The sequence below is a fragment of the Bacteroides celer genome (assembly GCF_002632415.2).
Classification (GTDB): domain Bacteria; phylum Bacteroidota; class Bacteroidia; order Bacteroidales; family Bacteroidaceae; genus Bacteroides.
Map to the genome: position 1 here is coordinate 358,054 of NZ_CP178209.1, position 22,809 is coordinate 380,862.

The 22,809-nt window shown below is 44.2% G+C and carries 20 protein-coding genes and 1 tRNA gene; 5 read left to right on the top strand and 16 right to left on the bottom strand.

The features are described from left to right. The first annotated feature begins 209 nt into the window (after nt 1-209). The gene (locus tag CJF29_RS01110; protein WP_004311110.1) at nt 210-986 is read left to right on the top strand and encodes a Cof-type HAD-IIB family hydrolase; all 777 of its coding nucleotides are present in this window, start codon (nt 210-212) and stop codon (nt 984-986) included. A 188-nt stretch (nt 987-1,174) separates the two neighbouring features. Here CJF29_RS01110 and CJF29_RS01115 read toward each other — a convergent pair. From CJF29_RS01115 to CJF29_RS01135, 5 genes are all read right to left on the bottom strand, one after another. Continuing rightward, a tRNA-Ile gene (locus CJF29_RS01115) sits at nt 1,175-1,248 on the bottom strand. 90 nt (nt 1,249-1,338) lie between these two features. After that, on the bottom strand, nt 1,339-1,650 hold the full coding sequence (locus CJF29_RS01120; RefSeq protein WP_004302581.1) for a DUF4491 family protein: 312 nt from the start codon (nt 1,648-1,650) through the stop codon (nt 1,339-1,341). Nucleotides 1,651-1,655: 5 nt separating this feature from the next. Beyond that, nucleotides 1,656-2,120: an Lrp/AsnC family transcriptional regulator gene (locus CJF29_RS01125; protein WP_004302580.1), complete on the bottom strand. Its 465-nt coding sequence runs from the start codon at nt 2,118-2,120 to the stop codon at nt 1,656-1,658. Nucleotides 2,121-2,280: 160 nt separating this feature from the next. Then, nucleotides 2,281-3,159 (bottom strand): FKBP-type peptidyl-prolyl cis-trans isomerase, encoded by an 879-nt coding sequence (locus tag CJF29_RS01130; protein ID WP_074638574.1) that lies wholly within the window; start codon nt 3,157-3,159, stop codon nt 2,281-2,283. Nucleotides 3,160-3,179: 20 nt separating this feature from the next. Next, nucleotides 3,180-3,764, bottom strand: coding sequence for an FKBP-type peptidyl-prolyl cis-trans isomerase (locus CJF29_RS01135; protein ID WP_008775241.1), 585 nt, complete (start codon nt 3,762-3,764; stop codon nt 3,180-3,182). Between the two features lie 473 nt (nt 3,765-4,237). On the opposite strand from CJF29_RS01135, the gene CJF29_RS01140 reads away from it, so the two are divergent. Beyond that, the gene (locus tag CJF29_RS01140) at nt 4,238-4,936 is read left to right on the top strand and encodes an SIR2 family NAD-dependent protein deacylase (RefSeq protein WP_099146599.1); all 699 of its coding nucleotides are present in this window, start codon (nt 4,238-4,240) and stop codon (nt 4,934-4,936) included. 20 nt (nt 4,937-4,956) lie between these two features. Here the strand turns inward: CJF29_RS01140 and CJF29_RS01145 are convergent, their stop codons facing one another. From CJF29_RS01145 to CJF29_RS01155, 3 genes are all read right to left on the bottom strand, one after another. Beyond that, nucleotides 4,957-5,181, bottom strand: a complete 225-nt coding sequence (locus CJF29_RS01145) for a hypothetical protein (RefSeq protein ID WP_004311131.1) — start codon at nt 5,179-5,181, stop codon at nt 4,957-4,959. A gap of 13 nt (nt 5,182-5,194) precedes the next feature. Then, nucleotides 5,195-5,545 (bottom strand): helix-turn-helix domain-containing protein, encoded by a 351-nt coding sequence (locus CJF29_RS01150; RefSeq protein WP_004302575.1) that lies wholly within the window; start codon nt 5,543-5,545, stop codon nt 5,195-5,197. A 70-nt stretch (nt 5,546-5,615) separates the two neighbouring features. Beyond that, nucleotides 5,616-6,392 (bottom strand): class I SAM-dependent methyltransferase, encoded by a 777-nt coding sequence (locus CJF29_RS01155; RefSeq protein WP_074556538.1) that lies wholly within the window; start codon nt 6,390-6,392, stop codon nt 5,616-5,618. Between the two features lie 440 nt (nt 6,393-6,832). Here CJF29_RS01155 and CJF29_RS01160 point away from each other — a divergent pair, with 440 nt between their 5' ends. Both CJF29_RS01160 and CJF29_RS01165 read left to right on the top strand, forming a co-directional pair. Then, nucleotides 6,833-7,690, top strand: coding sequence for an SGNH/GDSL hydrolase family protein (locus tag CJF29_RS01160; protein ID WP_099146604.1), 858 nt, complete (start codon nt 6,833-6,835; stop codon nt 7,688-7,690). A gap of 92 nt (nt 7,691-7,782) precedes the next feature. Further along, nucleotides 7,783-10,173, top strand: a complete 2,391-nt coding sequence (locus CJF29_RS01165) for a glycosyl hydrolase 115 family protein (RefSeq protein WP_099146598.1) — start codon at nt 7,783-7,785, stop codon at nt 10,171-10,173. Here the strand turns inward: CJF29_RS01165 and CJF29_RS01170 are convergent. The 8 genes from CJF29_RS01170 to metG form a co-directional block, all read right to left on the bottom strand. Continuing rightward, nucleotides 10,160-10,909 carry a glycosyltransferase family 2 protein gene (locus CJF29_RS01170; RefSeq protein ID WP_099146597.1) on the bottom strand — a complete coding sequence of 250 codons (750 nt, stop codon included), beginning with the start codon at nt 10,907-10,909 and terminating at the stop codon, nt 10,160-10,162. The genes CJF29_RS01165 and CJF29_RS01170 overlap by 14 nt on opposite strands. Further along, nucleotides 10,902-12,167, bottom strand: coding sequence for a glycosyltransferase family 4 protein (locus CJF29_RS01175; RefSeq protein ID WP_004296595.1), 1,266 nt, complete (start codon nt 12,165-12,167; stop codon nt 10,902-10,904). Before CJF29_RS01175 ends, CJF29_RS01170 begins: the two co-directional genes overlap by 8 nt. A gap of 10 nt (nt 12,168-12,177) precedes the next feature. After that, on the bottom strand, nt 12,178-13,296 hold the full coding sequence (locus CJF29_RS01180) for a glycosyltransferase family 4 protein (RefSeq protein WP_004296594.1): 1,119 nt from the start codon (nt 13,294-13,296) through the stop codon (nt 12,178-12,180). Continuing rightward, nucleotides 13,269-14,291 carry a hemolysin activation protein gene (locus tag CJF29_RS01185; RefSeq protein ID WP_176553135.1) on the bottom strand — a complete coding sequence of 341 codons (1,023 nt, stop codon included), beginning with the start codon at nt 14,289-14,291 and terminating at the stop codon, nt 13,269-13,271. The genes CJF29_RS01180 and CJF29_RS01185 overlap by 28 nt, the downstream gene beginning before the upstream one ends. Continuing rightward, nucleotides 14,288-15,151, bottom strand: coding sequence for a LicD family protein (locus tag CJF29_RS01190; protein ID WP_099146596.1), 864 nt, complete (start codon nt 15,149-15,151; stop codon nt 14,288-14,290). The genes CJF29_RS01185 and CJF29_RS01190 overlap by 4 nt, the downstream gene beginning before the upstream one ends. 74 nt (nt 15,152-15,225) lie before the next feature. After that, complete coding sequence (locus tag CJF29_RS01195; protein ID WP_099146595.1) at nt 15,226-16,275, bottom strand: hypothetical protein; 1,050 nt, start codon at nt 16,273-16,275, stop codon at nt 15,226-15,228. Further along, entirely contained in the window at nt 16,262-17,719 is a 1,458-nt protein-coding gene (locus tag CJF29_RS01200; protein WP_099146594.1) for a lipopolysaccharide biosynthesis protein, read from the bottom strand. The genes CJF29_RS01195 and CJF29_RS01200 overlap by 14 nt, the downstream gene beginning before the upstream one ends. A gap of 72 nt (nt 17,720-17,791) precedes the next feature. Next, a complete protein-coding gene (gene metG / locus CJF29_RS01205; RefSeq protein WP_099146593.1) occupies nt 17,792-19,831 on the bottom strand; it encodes a methionine--tRNA ligase in 2,040 nt (679 codons plus the stop codon). Between the two features lie 897 nt (nt 19,832-20,728). Here metG and CJF29_RS01210 point away from each other — a divergent pair. Next, nucleotides 20,729-22,789, top strand: a complete 2,061-nt coding sequence (locus CJF29_RS01210; protein WP_099146592.1) for an acetate--CoA ligase family protein — start codon at nt 20,729-20,731, stop codon at nt 22,787-22,789. Nucleotides 22,790-22,809 lie beyond the last annotated feature (20 nt).

Below are 22,809 nucleotides of genomic sequence, written 5' to 3' on the forward strand. Positions count from 1 at the left end.
TATCAATTTTCAGTTGGTATCAATAGGTATAGGGCAAAAGGATCTCGTTTCCTTTTGCCTTTTTTATTTTATGTGTTGGAGGTTTGTATTTGTTATGGGAATTTTTTCAGTAACTTTGTCACTGTTTAATTGACTGCTCTGACTTATCAGTCAAGGATAGTCGATTTGCTTCTCTAAATTGTCGAAGAATGAATAAAGATATAAATGTTATGATAAAAGCGATCATGCTCGATGTGGATGGAACATTGGTAAGTTTTGAAACTCATAAAGTGTTGCCATCCTCTGTTGATGCCCTTAGGAAGATTCATGACGGTGGAATTCGAATAGTCATTGCTACCGGTAGAGCGGCAGGCGACCTTCATGAAATAGCTGATGTTCCGTATGACGGAATTATTGCATTGAATGGTGCCGACTGTGTTTTGCGGGATGGCACCGTGATAAGAAAGCACCTTATTCCGAAAGATGATTTTAAGAAAGCCATGGAAATAGCAAAGACCTTTGATTTTGCAGTCGCTATTGAATTGGATGAAGGTGTGTTTGTTAATCGTCTGACTCCGACTGTCGAACAGATTGCTAAAATCGTGGAACACCCTATCCCGACCGTTGTAGACATTGAAAACCTGTTTGAAAAGAAAGAGTGTTGTCAGCTTTGTTTTTATATCGATGATGAGATGGAACAAAAAGTGATGTCGTTTCTGCCTAATCTTTCCTTGTCGCGCTGGCATCCTTTATTTGCTGACGTAAATGTGGCAGGAATAAGTAAAGCAACCGGCCTTTCGGTATTTGCTGATTATTATGGGATTGGAATGACGGAAATAATGGCTTGCGGCGATGGTGGTAATGATATTCCTATGTTGAAAGTTGCCGGAATCGGAGTGGCTATGGGAAATGCATCGGAGATAGTCAAGGCTTCAGCCAATTTTGTTACTGATACGGTGGAGAATGACGGGCTTTGTAAAGCGCTGAAACATTTTGGAATTATTTAATATTGGGTACTCTATAGCTTAATATTATAGGTGTTATTCCCCTATTGCTTATTCTTCGCCATTTCTGCTTTGTCCGTTGCTGTTGTTTTTACCTGTTTGGGAACAATTAGTTATCTTTTATTCTAGTTGGAGGATGGCTATAAAAAGGAAAAATTCCTGCGAGTGAAACACTTACAGGAATTTTTCAGTGGACCAGCCTGGGCTTGAACCAGGGACCTCCAGATTATGAGTCTGTTGCTCTAACCAACTGAGCTACAAGTCCGATGTATCCTTTGTTGGATGCGGTGACAAAAGTAGTATTTTCCCTCGAATTATGCAAATCCTTTTGATAAAAAACTACGATACTTTATTTTTAGAACTTATATTTGCGCTTCGGGTTCTTGGGGAACCATCCTTTTTGTACCCGTTCTTCCTGTTCGAAGACCTCTTTAATCGTCCAGAAGGAAGAAAATGCAAACACGCCAAGCAAAGAAGATAAAATCACATTATCGATGCTTAATGAGGCGACCACACCGGCTATGCCGAGTACCAGGAATATCCACCAGCATTTTGTACCCCAATAGTATTCGGCCTTTACCACGACGGGGTGAAAAAGACCGATAATCAAAAAGGTACATATTCCGATGAATAACCCCGCAAGGTGATATTCATTTAGAAATTCCATCACAATTATTTTTCAACGCGGATGGGGATTTCTTTCTTGATACTCTGTTCCAGAGAAATCAATGTCTCGGTAGCTACCACACCCGGTATTTCTTGCATTTTGTTATTCAGCAAATCCATCAGATGTTCGTTGTCGCATGCATAAAGCTTTGTCAGCATTGTGTACGGACCTGTAGTGAAATGACATTCCACAATTTCGGGAATCTTTTGTAGTTCCGCTACGACAGATTTGTACATGGAGCCTTTTTCCAGTTTGATACCCACGTAGGTACAAGTTCTGTATCCCAATGATTTCGGGTTCACATGGTAACCAGAGCCTACAATGACACCTAGGTCAATCAGTCTTTGCACACGCTGATGGATAGCTGCGCGTGACACTCCACATTCGGCTGCTACGTCTTTAAAAGGGATGCGGGCATTCTGGGAGATAATCTCTAGGATCTGCCTGTCGAGGTTGTCTATTCTTTCCATAATAATAAATTGTAATTTCCTGTTGTTATCAAATAGTAAGCAAATATAGAGATTTATTTTAATTATTCTTCTTTTCGGAGAAAAAAAATAGGAAAAAGCAAAAAAAAGAGGTACAAACGTTTTGCACCTCTTTCCTTTTTCTATTTAGAAAAGAACTTTCTTATTTCTTATCTTTTTCGATGCCCAACAGTTCAACTTCGAAAATCAAAGTAGAGAACGGTTTGATTTGATTGCCAGATTCTCTAGCACCGTAAGCAAGTTCTTGCGGGATGTAAAGTTCCCATTTAGAACCTACAGGCATCATAGTCAATGCTTCTGTCCAACCTTTGATTACTTGGTTAGCACGGAAAGTAGCCGGTTCGTTACGTTTGTAAGAGCTGTCGAATTCTGTTCCGTCGATCAAAGTACCTTTGTAGTTCACTTTCACTTTGCAAGTGTCAGCAGGAATTTCACCTTTACCTTCAGTGATTACTTTGTATTGCAGACCGCTTGCAGTTGTTTTTACACCGTCTTTAGTCTTGTTTTCAGCGAGGAATTTTTCGTTTTCAGCTTTGTAGTCAGCATATTTTTCTTCCAAAGCTTTTGCTTTGATAGTTTCCATAGCTGTACGAGTATATTCTTGAGCTGCTTCCATAGTCATTACGCCACCTTTTTCCAAAGTACCTGCGATGAAACCTGCCAAGAAGTTTTCTTTGCTGATGGTTTTAGTAGAGTCAGTGCCAAATAATTCCTGGTTGATACCTTTCATCATCTGGTTGCTGATTTGCTGACCGATTTGCAGACCTGCCATGTAAGCGATGTCTTTTTTGCTAGTCTTGTTTGCACCTTCGTTCAAACCTTTGATGAAATCTGCCATGTAGGTAGTATCAACATCCAGACGACCTGTCAGATAGCCTTTCAGACCTTGAGTCTGCGCCATACCGATAGAATACGACAGTGAGTCGATGTCTGATTTCAGATTTGCTTTAGGAGCTTGAGCTGTACAAGAAGCAAGGCTTGCAGCAGCGGCGATTGCCATAAAAATACTAACTTTTTTCATTTTGCTTTGAAATTTTTTATTTATAATACTTCGAGTAATTCTACTTCAAAAATGAGTGTGCTATGAGGAGGGATCATTTCTCCGGCACCTCTTGCGCCATAACCAAGTTCTGACGGAATATACAGTTTCCATTTAGAACCTTCCGGCATCAGCTGCAAAGCTTCCACCCATCCCGGGATTACTTGGTTGACACCGAATACAGCCGGTTCTCCGCGTTGGATAGAGCTGTCGAACAGTGTGCCGTCAATCAATGTTCCTTCATAGTGGCATCTTACCTGGTCGGTAGCTTTCGGCTTTTTGCCTGTACCTTCTTTGATAATTTCATATTGTAGTCCGCTGGGAAGAACAACTACGCCCGGTCCTTTTTTGTTTTCTTCGAGGAAAGCCTGTCCTTGCTCGATAGCAACGGCACCCATTTTAGCTTCCAGTTCTTCGAAATACTTGTTTACTATTTCGCGGGCTTCATTGTGGCTGATAGCCGTCTGATTGCCTTCCAATACGTCTTTGATTGCTTGTGCGAAATCATCTACCGCAAGGTTTCCGATTCCCATACTTGATAAGTTTTGACCAATTCCGAGGCCAATAGCGTAACTGAATTTATCCATATAATGTTTTTTGTTGGCGATTGAAATGTATCACCATCATGGTTTTAGCTTTCAATCAATTGCAAATTTATGAATCGCAAAAGTACGTGTTTTATTTGAATGATTTAGCATTTGCTATTTAAAAATTCTTATATCTGTGAAAGTTAATCGCTTTTCTTTAAAGAATTAGTTTTTTTGTTCGTAGGATTTAATCGGCTTATTCTTATTATTTAGGTTGGTTTATGTAGATAATTAATCGTCTGACAGCTGTTGAACTTGCGTCTGACTACTGTTATTCTTTCGTCTGACAACTGTCAGACGAAAGAATAACAGTAGTCAGACGAATAGTTGTTGCCATAAATGATGCTAACTATCTGCATCTTTCATCTTAAAGTTCTGCATAAATTGGATTATATTAAGCGTGAGAAAGTGTTCTTTTATTCGATGATTCTGATTACATTTGTGTGGCTATTAAAAAAGAAGGAGGAATAGTAATGAAGAATCTGGTAGTTTTGACGGGTGCGGGTATGAGTGCCGAGAGTGGGATTAGTACATTTCGCGATGCAGGCGGTTTGTGGGATAGATATCCAGTGGAGCAGGTGGCCACTCCTGAAGGTTATCAGCGTGACCCGGCTTTGGTGATTAATTTCTATAATGAGCGCCGGAAACAGTTGTTGGAGGTGAAACCGAACCGTGGACATGAATTGTTGGCGGAACTGGAGAAAAACTTCCATGTGACGGTGGTGACACAGAATATTGATAACTTGCACGAACGTGCCGGGAGTAGCCACATCATTCATCTGCATGGCGAACTGACGAAAGTGTGTTCCAGCAGAGATCCTCATAATCCCCACTACATAAAAGAACTGAAACCGGAAGAATATGAAGTGAAGATAGGAGACAAGGCCGGCGACGGCACTCAATTGCGACCTTTTATCGTATGGTTTGGAGAAGCTGTGCCGGAAATTGAAACAGCCATCCAATATGTGGAGAAAGCGGATATTTTCGTCATTATTGGTACGTCGCTTAACGTATATCCTGCGGCGGGGCTGCTTCATTATGTACCGAGACGAGCAGAGGTGTATCTGATTGATCCGAAACCGGTAGATACGCATACTTCCCGTTCGATACATGTAATTCAGAAGGGAGCTTCTGAAGGAGTGGCTGAATTGAAACAGTTGTTGGGAGTTTGAGAGGTTTTCTTTTCCCGGTTTTATTCCAGTTCGGTGGCAAAAATATGATTGTTCCGGAGTACTTCCGATATTTCGAGTGCAGAGATATCCCTGCACTCGATTCTTAATATTTTCTCCCAGTCCTCAAAGTCCACATTCCATTTGTCTATTTGGGGGAACTCTGCCAAAAGCTCTCCTATGCGCTTGATGTCACGCCTTTGGGTGATAGAAGTTCGAAAAATCAGAATCTTATTTTCCTTTTCCATATTCTTTAGAGTTTTATTTTAATGAACGGAACTCCCGGATCGTCATACTGAAATGTAACCTGAAATTGCGACTTAAAAGTGAAAGGCTGCTAAAGCCGCAAAGACGGGCGATTTCGGTGGCGGAAAGTTCCTTGTTTCGTTTTAATAATAGGGCTGCTTTTTCAATCCGGGTGCGTTTGATATAATCCGTAGGCGTTTCGCCCGTCAGGATTGTAAATACGCGATGGAAGTGGAAAGGAGAAAAGCAGGCGATACCTGCCATTTTCTGTAATGATAACGGCTGGTCTATGTGATTGTGAATATAGTCGGTCACTTTATTGATCCGTAACTGATATTCCTGTTTATTGATATCTTTCGTCTCCATGTTTTCTGCAAAGTAAAGGATAATAAATGCCGGAGAGTTGTCCTATCTTGCTAACTTCTCCGGCAGATAATCAATCTTTTTTTTGTCCTATATAGAATACGTAGCCGTAGTATTCTTTATACTTATTATATAGGCTCTCTTCATACCGTTGCCCGGTGATGAGGTCTGCGGCTGCGTTATTTCCTGCATATTCCTTTAAGAAAGCTTCCTGAACCGGGAATTGGGGAGCGTAGAAATGCTCGGTCCAGCAATTTTCCGGTAAAATGAAATGGGCTGTCGGGATATATCCTGCTTTTTCCATTTGCATTATCTTTCTTGGGATCGTATCGATTTCCGGGTAATTGGCCATCCAGAAGTCTTCTATTTCAGAGGGACGTTCCGGGGTGAACCAGGAGGCTTCCGTTACAGCGATAAACCCGTTCTTTTTCAGGAATTTGTTCCATTCGTTCATGCCGCGTTCGAATCCTATGTTATAGATAGCGCCTTCGGACCAGATCAGATCGAGTTCTTCCTCTTGAAATGGCAGAGCGTCCATAGAGCCGACGATACCCTTTACTCTGTCTTCACAATGCGCTTCTATTGCATTTTTGTTGAATAGCTCGATAAAGTCGGGGAAAAGGTCGATACCTGTAATTTGTCCTTTCGTATAGTTGGCTAATGCCATTGTCTGACCGCCTGTGCCACAGCCAATGTCGGCTATTCGTGTCTTGTCGGACAGTTCGTTGATGAAGCTTACGGCTTTTTGTGTGACTTCAGGACTTCCGGGACCTTGACGTTTTAATGCCTTGAAGTAATTACATATCAGTGTAAAATCGAATTCGTGGATTGATTTAAAATCGTTACTCATTGTTTTAATGTTTTGGTTGTACGGCGAATGGAGGCATATAATGATGCTTGCAACCATTTGACCATACAAATAGTTTGAAAATTTAGATATAGAAAATAACTCTGACAAGAGTATGTCAGAAAACATAAGGGATAATCTGTAATGAGAGGAGGTTTACAGATTATTTACAGAACGGAATCCTTATGGAATGAAAATGAGTTAAACATCCAATTTTTCTTTTAGTTTGTGGCAAAGATAGGGTTTTAGCTGTAAAACTCAATGATAACTTGATTGAAAAAAGACTGTATACCTGCATTTTAGCAAGAATAGTCAAATAGGAATATGTTTATATATCCGGTTGTATGGATGAGATTGATCGCCCAAATTGATTGAAACTACATTTTTTTGAGTTATTTTTGTCGAATATTGAATACAAATCTCTCATTTAATGTATGATACCGATGAAAAGCAAATTATTACTCACATGTACCATCCTGTTTTTCTGTTCCTCTTTTCTGTGCGGACAGAATCAATCTTCTAAAGTGGCAAACTCTGTTGAAACGAATAATGGATGCATCCGGCACCCGTGGCAAGGAAAAAGAGTGGGATATTTGGGAGACTCTATTACAGATCCCAACTGTTATGGCGACAAGATCAAGAAATACTGGGATTTTCTGCAGGAATGGCTGGGAATTACTCCTTATGTATATGGTATCAGTGGCAGGCAGTGGAATGATGTGCCCCGGCAAGCCGAGCTGTTGAAGAAAGAACACGGCGGAGAAGTAGATGCTATCGTGATTTTGATGGGTACGAATGATTTTAATGACGGTGTACCTATTGGAGAATGGTTTACGGAAACAGAAGAACAAGTGATGGCAGCCCGTGGACAAACCCAAAAGCTGGAAACCCGTAAGAAACGCACTCCTATAATGGATGGAAGCACGTATAAGGGACGTATCAACATAGGAATCAATAGACTGAAACAGCTATTTCCGGACAAGCAGATTGTGTTACTGACCCCGTTGCACCGCTCATTGGCCAATTTTGGAGAAACGAACGTGCAACCGGATGAAAACTACCAGAACAGTTGTGGCGAATATGTGGATGCCTACGTGCAGGCTGTTAAAGAAGCCGGCAATGTGTGGGGAGTCCCCGTGATTGATTTTAATGCGGTAACCGGATTGAATCCGATGGTGGAAGAACAACTGATTTATTTCTATGATGCGGGATATGACCGTTTGCATCCCAGCACGAAAGGACAGATACGCATGGCACGAACGCTGATGTATCAGTTGTTTGCGTTGCCTGCTACATTTTAAATAGGTCGGACAGAATTCTATGAAATTGTACACTATTCTATAGTACATTTTCTGCAAACCTGTAATTTTGTCTTCTATAAATAATAGAACCTATGAGACATAAACTTCTGTTTTCTTTTTTCATCTTTTTGATAGTTGCTTTACCGATTCGTAGTAAGGATTTTGTTTTGACTTCCGGTCAAACAGTTGTCATCGCTTGCAGCCCTTCTGAAGAACTGGTTGTGCGAACCGCATTGGAAATGCTGGGACGTGATATTCAGACAGTATTGTCGTCAACCACCCAAACGAATGAGAAAACAGGTGAAATTGTGATAGGAACGGTGGGCCAGAATGAGCTTATCAGCCGGACCGGGGTAGATGTTTCTGCGTTAAGAGGCAAGAAGCAGGCTTTTCTATTATCTGTTTCTCCGGAGGGGAAATTGGTAGTAGCCGGCAGTGATAAACATGGTACGGCTTATGGAATACTCGAAATATCCCGTTTGTTAGGTGTCTCTCCCTGGGAATGGTGGGCGGACGTAACTCCGGAAAAGAAGGGACTTTTTAAACTATCTTCCAAATACCAAAGCCTTCAGGCTCCTTCGGTGGAATATCGGGGTATCTTTATTAATGATGAAGACTGGGGGTTGATGCCGTGGAGCAGTCGGACCTATGAACCTTCAACAGTGAAAGGTGAGATAGGCCCGCGTACTAACGAGCGTATTTTCGAACTCTTACTTCGTCTGCGTGCCAATACCTATTGGCCTGCAATGCACGAATGTACACTTCCTTTCTTCCTGACCAAAGGTAACCGGGAAGCTGCCAAGAAATATGGAATCTTCATCGGTGCTTCCCACTGCGAACCGATGGCTTGCAGCGCTGCTGGTGAGTGGAAACGAAGAGGGGAAGGGGCTTATGATTATGTAAATAATGCTCCGGCAGTTTATAAATTCTGGGAAGACCGTGTAAAAGAGGTGGCAGATCAGGAAATACTCTATACGTTGGGTATGCGTGGTGTACACGATGGCAAGATGCAGGGAGCGAAGACGGTGGAAGAACAGAAGGCTGTAATAGATCGTGTGTTTGCAGATCAACGCGGATTGATTGAAAAATATGTTGATAAGGATGTAACTAAAGTCCCGCAGGTTTTTATCCCTTATAAAGAGGTACTCGACATTTATCATGCCGGATTACAGGTGCCTGATGATGTAACATTAATGTGGTGTGACGATAACTATGGTTATATCCGCCATTTTCCTACGGCCGAAGAATGCGCACGTAAAGGAGGGAATGGAGTCTATTATCATGTTTCTTATTGGGGACGTCCGCACGACCATCTCTGGTTGGGTACGATGAGTCCGTATCTGATTTTCCAGCAAATGAAACTGGCTTACGATCAAGGCATACAGAAGATGTGGATACTGAACGTCGGAGATATCAAGCCCGCCGAGTATCAGATAGAGTTGTTTATGGATATGGCCTGGAATATGGAAGCTGTGGCCTCGGAAGGAGTGACCTCTCATCTGAAACACTGGCTGGAACGGGAATTGGGAGCTTCGTGCGCAAAGGCAGTATTGCCTGTGATGCAGGAACACTATCGTCTGGCCCATATTCGTAAACCTGAATTTATGGGAAACACGAGGGAAGAGGAGAAAGATCCTGTTTATCGTGTTGTCAAAGATCTCCCATGGAGTGAAAAAGAAATCAACGGACGTTTGCAGGCTTATGATAAATTGTCGGAGGCAGTGGAACGGGCAGCTTCGAAAATCCCATCCGGCAGACAAAGTGCCTATTTTGAATTGGTGAAATACCCGGTGCAAGCTGCTACACAGATGAACCGGAAATTGCTATATGCCCAATTAGCCCGCCACGGAAAAGCGGACTGGGAGAAAAGTGATCTTGCCTATGACAGCATTGTAGTATTGACAAAACAGTATAACTCACTGGAAGATGGGAAGTGGAACCGCATGATGGATTTCCAACCCCGAAAACTCCCCGTATTCAATCGCGTGGAAAGAAAAACGGCTACTTCTCCGATGATGAAAGAGCGTGTAGCTATCTATAAATGGAACGGCTTGGATGGGAAAAATATCCCGAATAGTAAGACCTTGAATGCGCGGAAAGGAACTTCTGCTGTTTGTGAGGGTCTGGGATATGAAAGCAAAGCGACAGGCATTGACAAGGGAGATGCACTGATGTTCTCTTTTGATAACTGGAAAACAGACTCGGTAGAGGTTGACATCCGCTTGTTGCCTAATCATCCTGTGAGAGGAGATCAATTACGTTTCTTGGTATCATTAGACGATGCAGCGCCTGAAGTGATCTCTTATGAAACGAAAGGACGGAGTGAAGAATGGAAAGAGAACGTGCTGCGCAATCAAGCCATCCGAACGGTTCGACTTCCGGTATCCGGAAAGAAGTCCCACAAATTGGTAATCAAGGCATTGGACGAAGGAGTGATATTAGACCAGGTAATGCTTTATATGCCTTCGCCTACCGGTGAGTAACTGCACGGATCACGAACCATGCATGATGCGCCACGGTTCCGATCAGCCCATAGTGCTTTGCCATGATCCGAAATCTTTCTTTGAGGGATGCTTTCTGATTCCGGGTAGTCATTCCCTCTTCCAGATAGTCGATGATTGTCAGGTGAGTATTGTGCAAAGTATGTGCTTTCTTCATGATGCGGATGCACCAGTCGAAATCTGCAGAAAAGCGATATTGCAGATTATATGGCTCTACGAGCGTGTGGCGGGGGAAGAATGCCTGGTGGCAGACTAGCATTCCCTGTTTGAAGCTTTTCCAGGTGAGCGTTTCAGGGGCGGACAATCTGCGCATCCGTAGGAAATGCCTGTCCTTGTCTACGATAGCGGTTTCTCCGTAAAGTATATCAGGCAGTTCATTGCCGTTGATGGTGTGCACCATTTGTTGTAGAGTATCGTCCTCATGAAAACAGTCGCCTGCATTCAGGAAACAGAGATAATCACCGCTGGCAAGGGCGATGCCCTTATTCATGGCGTCATACAGTCCTTTGTCGGGTTCGCTGACGACGGTGTGTATGCGTGACCGGTAACGGTTGATAATAGAGAGAGTCCCATCCTTGGAAGCTCCATCCACGATAATATATTCTATATGATGATAGGTTTGTGAAATAACACTTTGAATCGTGTCTTCCAATACCTTTTCAGCATTGTATGTCACCGTAATGATAGAGAACTTGGGAGTAGGATGGACACTATGCATATTTCCCCGTTATTTTATTGTAGACATCTGTATATTTCTTTGCAACGATACTCTCCGAATAATTACCCAGAACCTTGCGGCAGGCCTGTGCAGAGAGTTCGTTGTATTCCGGTTCCGTCAATATCCAATGTATGCCGTTGGCAAAATCTTCCGAGGATTTGTATTGTGCCACGTAGCCGTTGTGCAGATGATCGATCATTTCGGGGATACCTCCCACATTAAAACCGACACAAGGCACTCCACAGGCCATTGCTTCCATAATCATATTGGGAAGATTCTCTTCCAGAGACGGGATGGCGAAGAGGTCTACGGCATTGTAGATATTCACTACTTCATGCTCATTTTTGATATAAGGGAGCGGGTATACATGGAAAGGAAGTTGTTCCTGTAACTGCTGCGACTGGTTGCCGAATACGACTACACCCAGTGAGTCTTTCCATTCCGGATGCTTTTCTGCTAACAGTTTGCATGCCCCAATCAGATAGTCGACCCCTTTTCGTTTATCGGTGATCTTTAATGAGCCGAACAAAACTAGTTTCTTACCTTCCGGCAACATGAATTTGGCACGCGCTTCCTTCTTGTTCATGGGTTTGAACAAGTTGGTATTAATAGCGTTCGGAATATTGGTCACGCTTTTCCCTTCAAATAATGCACTGGTCTGGGCTTGTTCCTTCAGCCAATGGCTGCACGTGACGAAATGAATGGGAGCGTAGCTGTATAACTTTTGTTTTTTGCGGAACGTGCGATAGGATAAATCCTTTCGTCCCCCGCCTTTGTAGATGTACGGACAGTCGTGACATTCCTGCTGATAGTTGTTGCACTCCCGTGCGTAATGGCAGATGCCGGTGCATGGCCACATATCGTGCATGGTCCAGACTACGGGTTTGCCGGAGGTCAGTATCTTTCGTATATCGTTCAGTGAGAGCATTCCCTGGTTGATCCAATGCAGATGGATCACGTCGGCCTGGCGGAATTCCGGGAGTGAGGTGATGTCTGTACCTGTGTTGGCGATGTCTACGTCAAACAAATGGTAACGCCGGAAACGGTTGGCACTCCAGATCACAATCCGTTCCCACATGAACTTCCACACTTGCAACCAGTTACTTTTTAAGCGGACAACACTGATTTGGTCGGTCTGTTTGTCACGTACCAGCATTTTGGCTTTGATGCCGTTGTTTTTCAGTGACTCCATCAACCGGCTTGCTGCGATGGCTGCTCCTCCTATTCGTTCAGATGTATTTATAATCAGGACTCTCATGGGCAAAAGTTTATGCAAATGTACGGTTTTTAGAGGAAATGTTTGATATTTCCAGCAAGCTTTCTGCTATTTCGCGTGAAAAGATTTCGAGGTTGAAACGTTCTTCCGCCAGTTTGCGGGCATTCTCTCCCATGCGCCGTGCCTCTTCGGGGTGGTCGGCGATGTAGCGGATAGCGTCTATCCAGCCTTGTACGTCGTTATATTCTACGGTGATGCCTATTCCTTCCTTATCGATGTCTATTTCGAAGTTGGGGTTGCGCGAACAGATGACGGGGATGCCGAGGGCGAATGCTTCCACGAGCGTGGTCAGTCCTACGGTATAGGGGAAGTCCAGGCAGCAGATCACGATGCAACTTTTGCGTGCCACCAGTTTCCCCAGTTCGTAGGGAATCACTCCGTCGGTATAATGGATGCGAATGGAGTCGGGCAATGCATACGGGTCGATGATCTTTTTATAGTTGATGTTACCGCATGAGACGGCAATGTACAAATCCAGTTTCTCGTTCGTTGCGGCAAATGCCTGGAGCAAGGTGTCTACGTCCCGGTTTTCTTTACCGGTGGAGATAAATCCTTCGGGCTTCCGGTCGGGCATTTCTGCAAGCAGGTGGTCGTAGAAAGGAAGATCCGGTCCCCAATGGATGAGTTTCAGTTTGTGGGACGGTGCTTTCCGGGTTTTCTGCGAGTCCTGAATCAGTTTCCGACTGAACAGGAACATTTGGTCTATACCTTTGTAGAAAAGGCGGGAGATTTGTTCGCGCCACGGTTTGGGATTGGTCACGACTGCCGTATGATGCCAGATCACGATGGGTTTGCGATACAGTCCCAGGGCACGGAGGAAGATGACGGGCTCTATACCCCGGAAAGAGGTGGCGTAGAGGACGTCGTATTTCTCCTTGCAGAAGAGAATCTCTTTGGTGGCGTAAAGCATGAGTTTCAGACGGCCGGAGAAATATTTGCATTTGTGCATCACGGAGTGTATTCCGTAATTCTCCAGTAAAGGAAGTCCGTATAAGATGTGTCCGGGGAATTTATATTCTTTCCATTCCTCGTAGCTTTCCCGTGTGAGGCGGGTATGGTAAAAATAAATAGTAAGCAACTTATTTAGTGGTGCTTGTTTCTTTTCAGCCATTTGTTGATTCGGTTTTTGACAGCTTTCGTAATGATGGAGAAATTGCCGTATTTCAGGTTGAGGAACAGTTCTTCGAACGAACGTCCGATCTTGATCCACGGATGATCCCAGCCCATGATGCGGTAAACGCTCTCTTTGTAGGCAACGTTTTCGATGACGTAGCGGGGATGTTTCAGTGGAAAATCCACCTCATAGCGCTTCATCGTGAAGATGCGGCGGTAACCTTTGGGCAGGGTATGAATCGAGCCGGCGAAATGGGTGGAATCTGCCGTTGCTCCCAAGTTATTAATCATGTTGCGGGTAGGCACGATGCTTAGCCCGGAGTTGAACAGTATGGAGGCGTGGAAGATCGTTTCATAAAAGGCTTTCTGCTGTTCCCGGTGACGCTGGCACATGTAGATAAAGTCGCTCCGGAATTTGCGTTCCTTGATAAGCTGTTCCAGTTGTTGCATATTGAAGGAGTCGTCCAGGAAGTTGTAGAACTCATCCCATTGGTCGACTACCCGTTTCCAGCTTGCCCATCCCCAGATGGAGAAGGTGGTGGTAAAGAAATAGTCGTAGGGCATGTCTTGGGTGATTTCTTCAGGGTTAAATCCGGCAATCATGCTGATGCGGGTGTCATGTTCGTATTTATCCAGCATCTCCTTGCAGAATTGGAAAAAGGAGACGGCGGGCACATCGTCGTCTTCCAATACGATGCACTTGTCGACTTTCGAAAAGGCCCATTTCTGCGAAATGTACTCCGAAGGGTCGCAGCCGAAATTCTTTTCCTGATAAAGCCGTTCTACTTCACATTCCCAGTCTATCTGTGATACGATTTCACGGCAGGCTTCTATTCCGGGCAGGTCACGTTCGTTTCGTGCTCCGTCCTGATAGAGGAAGAGGCGGGACGGACGCGCTTTCTTCACTTGCTCGAACACTTGCGACAACTGTTGCGGGCGGTTGAAGAACAGGATAAGTACCGGGACGTCTACTAAAGCGGATTTCATATTCATAGTTCTTGTTTTGGGGTTGTACTGAATGACAGGGCGGCAGGATAGTGGTTGTTCACTTTTTCCTGCTCTTCTTCTGTAAATCGATGCAGGGTTGGATAGTTGTAACGCAAAAATCCTTCCAGGTCGTCGGGGGCGGTCACTGTGAGAGGGCCGAATTTCACGGGTTGCAGGTGGCGGATGCTTTCTACGGTTATGTGGTCGGCAGTGGCCATTACGTTGTTATAGTAACGAGTGTTTCGTGAGTTGAAACAGCTTTGAACTGACACCAGCATGCGGTAGATTGCTTTTTTAGAGAAAAGCAGGTCGACTACCCTGTTCAGGAAACAGGAGAAGGCTCCCCGGTTCGTGGGGTTCTCTATTTCACATGTACCGAAGTGTTTCCACATCCATATCTCTTTTCCCATCAGGCAGCATTTGAGGAAGCCGAGTGCTTCGGATTGTATTCTTCGCAGCAGCTTGTTGTCGGGAATCTTGTCGAATGGGAATATATCGACAAAAATGCCCGGATGCATCGGGACATTCTTGAACATTTCTTCTACAAAAAGGGTGTCGTTTTTCTTGACTTTGGCAAAATAATACGGGGTATGAGGGTCTGTCTCTATCCATGAAAGGAAGTAGGAAGGACCCAGTTCCCCGGGAGCTACTTTCAGAAATTTGTTGTAGTTCTCCCGCGTCATGCCTATGTCAATATCATCATCCCAGGGGAGAATCGCCTGGTCGTAGAGTGCACCGATTGCCGTGCCGCCAATCACAAAATAGGGAATGTTGTGCTTCTGACACACCCGGATGGTTTCTCCCAATATGTCGTAGAGTTCGGCATGTAATAAATCAAGCTCTTCGGCTGTATATTTCTTGTTCATCGGAAATGGTTAATGCACGTTGTGCTACAAAAGTAGTAATTATATTGCTAAGTTACTATAACTTTGAGTTACTATCACTTTAAGTTTCCTTGCATAAATTCGGTGGCCACTTGTCCGCGTCCCGGGATGGGGAGGACGGATGCTTGCGGAAAGTCCTTGAGCAGACAGTCTGCCGGATTAATGTCCGGATAGAATTTCTTCAATAGGAACAGGCTGGGACCGGTGGTGATGCTTCCTATAAAGACGGAGGCATTCATCAATATCTGTATCGAGGAAAGGAAACGTGTCATTTGTCTCTGTTTCAGCTCTTTGGTGGTCTGCGTGAAAGCGCTGTTGACGTATCCTTTTTCGTCGGGGCTGCAAAGGGTGTACCAGTGTATGTCCGGGGCAAGGGTTTGTACTTGTTCGAAAAGGCGGTAATCGTCCGTTAATACAAAGACGTCGCGTAGGGCGGTCTTTTCTTTAATAAGCCGTATGTAATGTTCCGGTGGAAGCAGGTTGGTTTCGGTGATCTTGTCTCCTCCCCGTATCTGGCATCCTGCGTATTGGGGTGGAAGTTGCAGGTCGGCGGCACATTGGCGACATTCCTGTGCGGTGGTGTCGTTGAGTTTCCAAGTGATTTCCGTCAGTTTTTGGAAGGTATGGAGATAGTCGCCGTCTATTCCCAGTTCGGGAATATGGAAGTGCTGATTGGGGTTGAATGTCAGTTGAAAGTTGAGCAAGACCGGTTTGCCGTATGTGAAAAAGGCAATCGTTTTTCCGATGATGTTCTTACAGGTTACTTTCAGTTTCCATTTCAGTAACTTCGTCTTAGGCAGCTTTTTGTCTTTCATCAATGCCTGCCAGGAGGGGAGGCGATGGGTGTTATAAGTGTGATGAAACGGTTCGTGCATTTGCTCGCAGAAGGGGGCGAAACAATCTTCCCAACCTTTTTCCCATCCGAAGTTGGCGTCGTCGGAGTAGAGCTTGAACTGTATTTTGTGTTGCAGGCAATAAAGCATTGCGTGAAGCATATAGGTATATTCGGTAAAGAATCCGGCGTCTATACCTATGTGATAGATCATCGTCTTTTTGAAAGAACGATTTAGAAGGTGGTATTTGGTGGCAAGATCATTGGGGTTCATGTGTCTTCTTTTTGATGAAATACTGGATGCTTTCTTTAAAGGTGACCGAACGGCTGCCCCACATGGCGGCTACGTAGAGTGCTGCTGCGAGCACTATCTTGCTTGCCAAGCGGAGATAAATATTCTCGATGGAACGGGTGGAATAATAGGTGATTGCCATTACCGTAGCTGCAATGACAGCATAAGGAAGAATGTCTATCAGTGCATGGCGCAGCTTTAGTCCGATTTCCTGCCATACGAAGTAGTGCCACGTCAGTAGCCACAGTATATTGGTGGATACATAGACGGCGAGCATGGCATAGATACCGTGTGAGTGGACTAACAGAACGCCTGACAGTAGAATTATGCCGAGCGCTATGGTGTTCCACATATAGATGCGGGATTTCCCTTTACTGATAATCAGTTGTTGATAGAGGTATGCGATGGGAGCAAAGGCTCCGCTGATACACAGTATTTGCATGATTAATATGCTGGAATACCACTTGTCGGTGATGGTGATGATAATCAGCTCTTCCGATACGATTCCCAATCCCAACATGGCGGGAAACGAGACAAAAGCGGTGAAACGCAGCATTTTGCGAAATACCCGTTTTTGCCGTTCAAGGTCGTCGGACACTTTGGTGAGTACCGGTTGCGCTACTCCGTTTATCATGCCGGAGATGAAGAGTTGGCCCATGCCGCACCATTTATTGGCTTGGTTGTAATATCCTACTTCTTTTTCGCTGTAGAATTTACCTAGTATCACGGAAAACAGATTGTTATTGATGTGATTGAATACATTGGTAACCAGTAGTTTCCCACTGAATCCGAACATTTCCTTAATCGGGGTGAAGTTGAACTGCAAGCTCGGTCGCCAACGGGTGAAATGCCAGTAACAGGCTGTGTTGATGGTTACGTAAACGATGCTTTGCGTAGCAATTCCCCAATAAGAGAAACCAAAGTAGGCAAGAGTGACTCCGGTGATTCCGGACACGGTGAGTCCGATAACCGAAGACAATGCCCGCTGTTTGACCATCAGATTACGCAGGAGATAGGCACTGTGGGATATTCCCAGACTGGCAATGAAGAAGCCGATAAAAGAATAACGTGCCAGTGGTGTCAGTTCGGGAGTATCGTAAAAGTCAGCGATAAGCGGTGCACAGAGGAATAACAGCAGGTACAGCGACAGACTGATGGCCGCGTTGAACCAGAATACGGCATTGTAATCATTGTGCGTCACTTCTTTCTTATTAACAAGGGCAGCTGTGAAACCACTTTCCTGTATCGAACTGGCAATGAGGGAGAAGATGGCCAACATTCCCACCATTCCATAATCTGACGGAGTGAGCAACCGCGCGAGGAATATTCCGAAAAGCAGATTTAACAACTGCTGTATGCCGTTGCTGAATCCTCCCCAAAATAGTCCTTTGGCCGTCTTTTCTTTTAGTGACTGATTCTCGCTCATGTTATTTGCAAAGAATACATGAAAAGGCTATGCGTGATGATAGCTTTTCATGTATTCCCTATTCTAGTTTTATTATTTTACTTCGCTGCCCGGTTTCACCTCACGTCCCGGCATAATAACTGCCAGACTGCCGTCGTTGTTTTCGGCACTTAGAATCATGCCTTCGCTGACGATACCTTTCAGTTTGCGCGGAGCAAGATTAGCGATGAAGCAAACTTGTTTGCCTACCAGCTCTTCCGGTTGATAATGCTTGGCAATACCTGATACGATGGTACGTGTTTCCAGTCCGTCATCGATTTTGAATTGCAGCAATTTATCCGCTTTCGGAACTTTTTGACATTCGAGAATGGTACCTACACGGATATCCAGTTTCGTGAAGTCGTCGAATTCGATGTTTGGGCGGATAGGATTAGCTTTGTAGTTGGCTTCTTCGTTTGCCTTCTTTGTATCGAGCAGCTTTTGTACCTGTGCTTCGATAGTAGCGTCTTCGATCTTCTCGAACAATAACTCCGGTTTGTTTAACTGATGGCCTACAGGAAGCAGGTTATCTTTTCCCAGTTCAGACCATTCGAAAGTGTCCATATTCAGCATTTTGCGGAGTTTTTCCGAGCTGAACGGCAGGAACGGGTCGAAGGCGATGGCAAGGTTGGCAACCAGTTGCAGGGAAATGTTGAGGATGGTTCCTACACGTTCCATATCTGTCTTAGCCAGTTTCCACGGTTCGGTGTCGGCCAGGTATTTGTTGCCGATACGTGCCAGGTTCATGGCTTCTTTCTGTGCGTCGCGGAATTTGAATACGTCGAGCAGTTTTTCCACTTCCGCTTTTACGTCTGCAAATTCTTTCAGCGTTTCCTTGTCGTAGTCGGTCAATTCGCCTTGTGCAGGTACGCACCCGTCGAAGTATTTTTGAGTCAATACCATTGCACGGTTCACGAAGTTACCGTATACGGCTACCAGTTCGTTGTTATTGCGTGCCTGGAAGTCTTTCCAGGTGAAGTCGTTGTCTTTTGTTTCCGGTGCGTTGGCGGTCAGTACGTAGCGGAGTACGTCCTGTTTGCCGGGGAAGTCGATCAGGTATTCGTGCAACCATACAGCCCAGTTGCGGGAAGTAGAGATTTTTTCTCCTTCGAGGTTGAGGAATTCGTTGCTCGGCACGTTGTCCGGCAGGATATAGCTGCCCTCTGCTTTCAGCATGGCAGGGAATACGATGCAGTGGAACACGATGTTGTCTTTCCCGATGAAATGAATCAGGCGGGTCTCGGGATCTTTCCACCAGGTTTCCCAGCTGTCGGGGAGAAGTTCTTTGGTGTTGGAGATATAGCCGATAGGTGCGTCAAACCATACATAAAGCACTTTTCCTTCTGCTCCTTCTACCGGCACAGGGATACCCCAGTCGAGGTCACGGCTCACGGCACGTGGCTGCAACCCCATGTCGAGCCAGCTTTTGCATTGGCCGTATACATTGGGACGCCATTCTTTGTGGTCTTCCAGAATCCATTTGCGCAGCCATGCTTCGTGTTTGTCGAGAGGAAGATACCAGTGCTTGGTTTCTTTCATCACCGGTTTGCTGCCGCTGATGGCGCTTTTGGGATTGATAAGGTCCGTAGGAGAAAGTGAGGTTCCGCACTTTTCGCATTGGTCGCCGTAAGCGCCTTCCGAATGGCAGTGGGGACATTCTCCAGTGATATAACGGTCGGCAAGGAATGTTTTTGCTTCCTCGTCATAATATTGTTCGGATGTTTTTTCGATGAATTCTCCTTTATTGTACAATGTTTTGAAGAAATCCGAAGCCAGTTGGTGATGCGTCGGTGAAGTGGTGCGGCTATACACGTCGAATGAGATACCGAATTCTTCGAATGATTTTTTAATCAGTGAATGGTAACGGTCTACTACATCCTGCGGAGTAATTCCTTCTTTTTTGGCACGGATCGTGATAGGTACTCCGTGTTCGTCCGAACCTCCGATGAATAATACATCTTCTTTTTTCAGACGCAGATAACGCACATAAATATCTGCCGGTACGTATACACCCGCCAGGTGACCGATGTGGACAGGCCCATTCGCATACGGAAGTGCCGATGTGACGGTGGTTCTTTTGAATTTCTTTTCCATTATATAGTGTGATTTTTGTTGTTTTCAGCTTTGTAATGTGCAAAGATAGTGACTTTTCATCACAGATTACACGGATTAACACAGATTTTTCATTCTCATAGTCGGGGGTGTCTCATAAGAATGATGTAAATTTGATAGCTATTCTAACATAAAGCTATTTACTGATATGTTGGATTTATTCTCGCATGTTCTGTTTTTAAGATTAAAACAAAATATTAGTATCTAAACTTCGTCCTAATAAAATAAATAATGTATAAGGTATTGTAAGAATATGCAGAAATAACTATATGAATTTGAATATAAATAAGTAAATATGTATAATTATTGGCAGAATTGAACACCGTTCCTTTTAAAGGAAGCTTCTGTTGCTTTTAAAGGAACGATTCATTGGTTAGAGAGAAACATGTCTTTGCTTTTAAACAAAGAGATAAAAGTTTTTTTTAGGTACAAATTTTCTTCTGGTTGCTCCTGAAATAGTGAGATACTAATAGTGTTAATTTGAAATGTGGAATTGAGATAATTGATCCTTTTTTATATATAGTCTTTTTGAGCTATTAATTTAATTCGTTTTAATCTCTATTTCGTGTGAATTTGAAATTTACAAATGGTCTTTCTTTCCCTTTCTTGATACATCTTGGTCTTTGTGGCGTATATTTCAGATTCTTTATTAGTTTTATATCCGTTTTTTCTGCATAAAAATAATTTCATCCCTGATGATCAGAATTTCATGAAGAGATGACGGCTTCATTTTTCAAAAAGTTAGTATAACCTATTTGTAATCTTAATCTTTTTCTTTTTTACAGTTTGTTTCTATATACAATTCTTCCCTTTTTCTTTCTTTTTTCTCATAAGAAAGAATATATTTGTACCTAAGTTAAACGAAAACCAAAGCATGATATGATAACAACCCAGTTGCTTCGTCCTGAAAGCATTGTTGTAGTAGGGGCATCGAATAATGTACATAAGCCGGGTGGCGCAATATTAAAGAATTTGATAAATGGAGGTTATCAGGGAGAACTTCGGGCGGTGAATCCGAAGGAGAAGGAAGTACAGGGAGTTCCTGCTTTTGCGGATGTGAGCGACCTGCCGGATACGGATCTGGCAGTGTTGGCTATACCTGCTGTAATGTGTCCCGATATTGTGGAAACATTGGCCAGCAAGAAGCAAACCAGGGCATTTATCATACTTTCTGCAGGTTTTGGTGAAGAAACCCACGAAGGAGCACTGTTGGAAGAGCGTATTCTGGAAACAGTCAATAAATACGGAGCCTCATTGATTGGTCCTAATTGCATCGGATTGATGAACACATGGCATCATAGCGTGTTCAGCCAGCCAATTCCCAATTTAAATCCGAAAGGGGTGGACTTGATTTCCAGCTCCGGTGCTACGGCGGTATTTATTCTCGAAAGTGCCGTTACAAAAGGTTTGCAGTTCAATTCAGTCTGGTCGGTGGGAAATGCCAAGCAGATTGGCGTAGAAGATGTATTGCAATTTATGGATGAGAACTTCGATCCCGAAAAAGACTCTCATCTAAAACTGCTTTATATTGAAAGTATTCAGAATCCGGACAGGTTGTTATTCCATGCTTCGTCTTTGATTAGAAAAGGATGTAAGATTGCGGCAATCAAAGCCGGAAGTTCGGAGAGCGGAAGCCGGGCGGCGTCTTCCCATACAGGCGCAATCGCCAGTTCCGATTCGGCAGTGGAAGCATTGTTCCGTAAAGCGGGGATTGTACGTTGTTTCTCTCGTGAAGAATTGACTACTGTAGGTTGTGTGTTTACTCTGCCCGAATTGAAAGGGAAGAATTTTGCTATTATCACCCATGCCGGAGGTCCGGGAGTGATGCTGACAGACGCCTTGAGTAAAGGCGGACTGAATGTTCCTAAACTGGAAGGAGAAATAGCCGAAGAACTAAAAGCCCGACTGTTCCCCGGTGCTGCCGTTGGGAATCCTATTGATATTCTGGCTACCGGAACACCGGAGCATCTGCGTCTTTGCATCGACTACTGCGAGGAGAAACTCGACAATATAGACGCCATGATGGCCATCTTCGGAACTCCGGGATTGGTTACCATGTTTGAAATGTATGACGTGCTTCACGAGAAGATGCAAACTTGCAAGAAACCGATTTTCCCTATACTTCCTTCGATTAATACAGCCGGAGCGGAGGTTGCCGCCTTCCTGGCAAAAGGACACGTGAATTTTGCAGATGAAGTGACCCTGGGTACTGCCCTTTCCCGCATTGTCAATGTTCCTAAACCTGCAGTTCCTGAAATAGAACTGTTCGGAGTAGACGTTCCGAGGATTCGTCGCATTATCGATTCTATTCCGGAGAATGGTTATATTGCTCCCAATTACGTACAAGCATTACTGCATGCTGCCGGTATTCCGCTGGTAGATGAGTTTGTTTCCGATAATAAAGAGGAGATAGTAGCCTTTGCCCGTCGGTGCGGATTCCCGGTAGTTGCCAAAGTCGTTGGTCCAGTGCATAAATCGGATGTCGGTGGTGTAATTCTGAACATCAAAAGCGAGCAACATCTGGCACTGGAATTCGATCGTATGATGCAGATTCCTGATGCTAGGGCAATTATGGTACAGCCGATGTTGAAAGGTACGGAATTGTTTATCGGTGCGAAATACGAAGAGAAGTTCGGTCATGTAGTGCTTTGCGGTTTGGGAGGTATTTTTGTGGAGGTGCTGGAAGATGTGTCTTCCGGTTTGGCTCCACTTTCCTACGAAGAAGCCTACTCAATGATTCATTCGCTGCGTGCTTATAAAATCATTCAGGGAACACGTGGACAAAAAGGAGTCAACGAAGATAAGTTTGCTGAAATTATTGTTCGTTTGTCCACTTTGTTACGCTTCGCTACAGAAATCAAAGAAATGGATATAAATCCGCTTTTAGCTACGCAAAAAGCCGTTATAGCAGTTGATGCGCGTATCAGGATAGAAAAATAGGACTATTCTTTCATTCATTG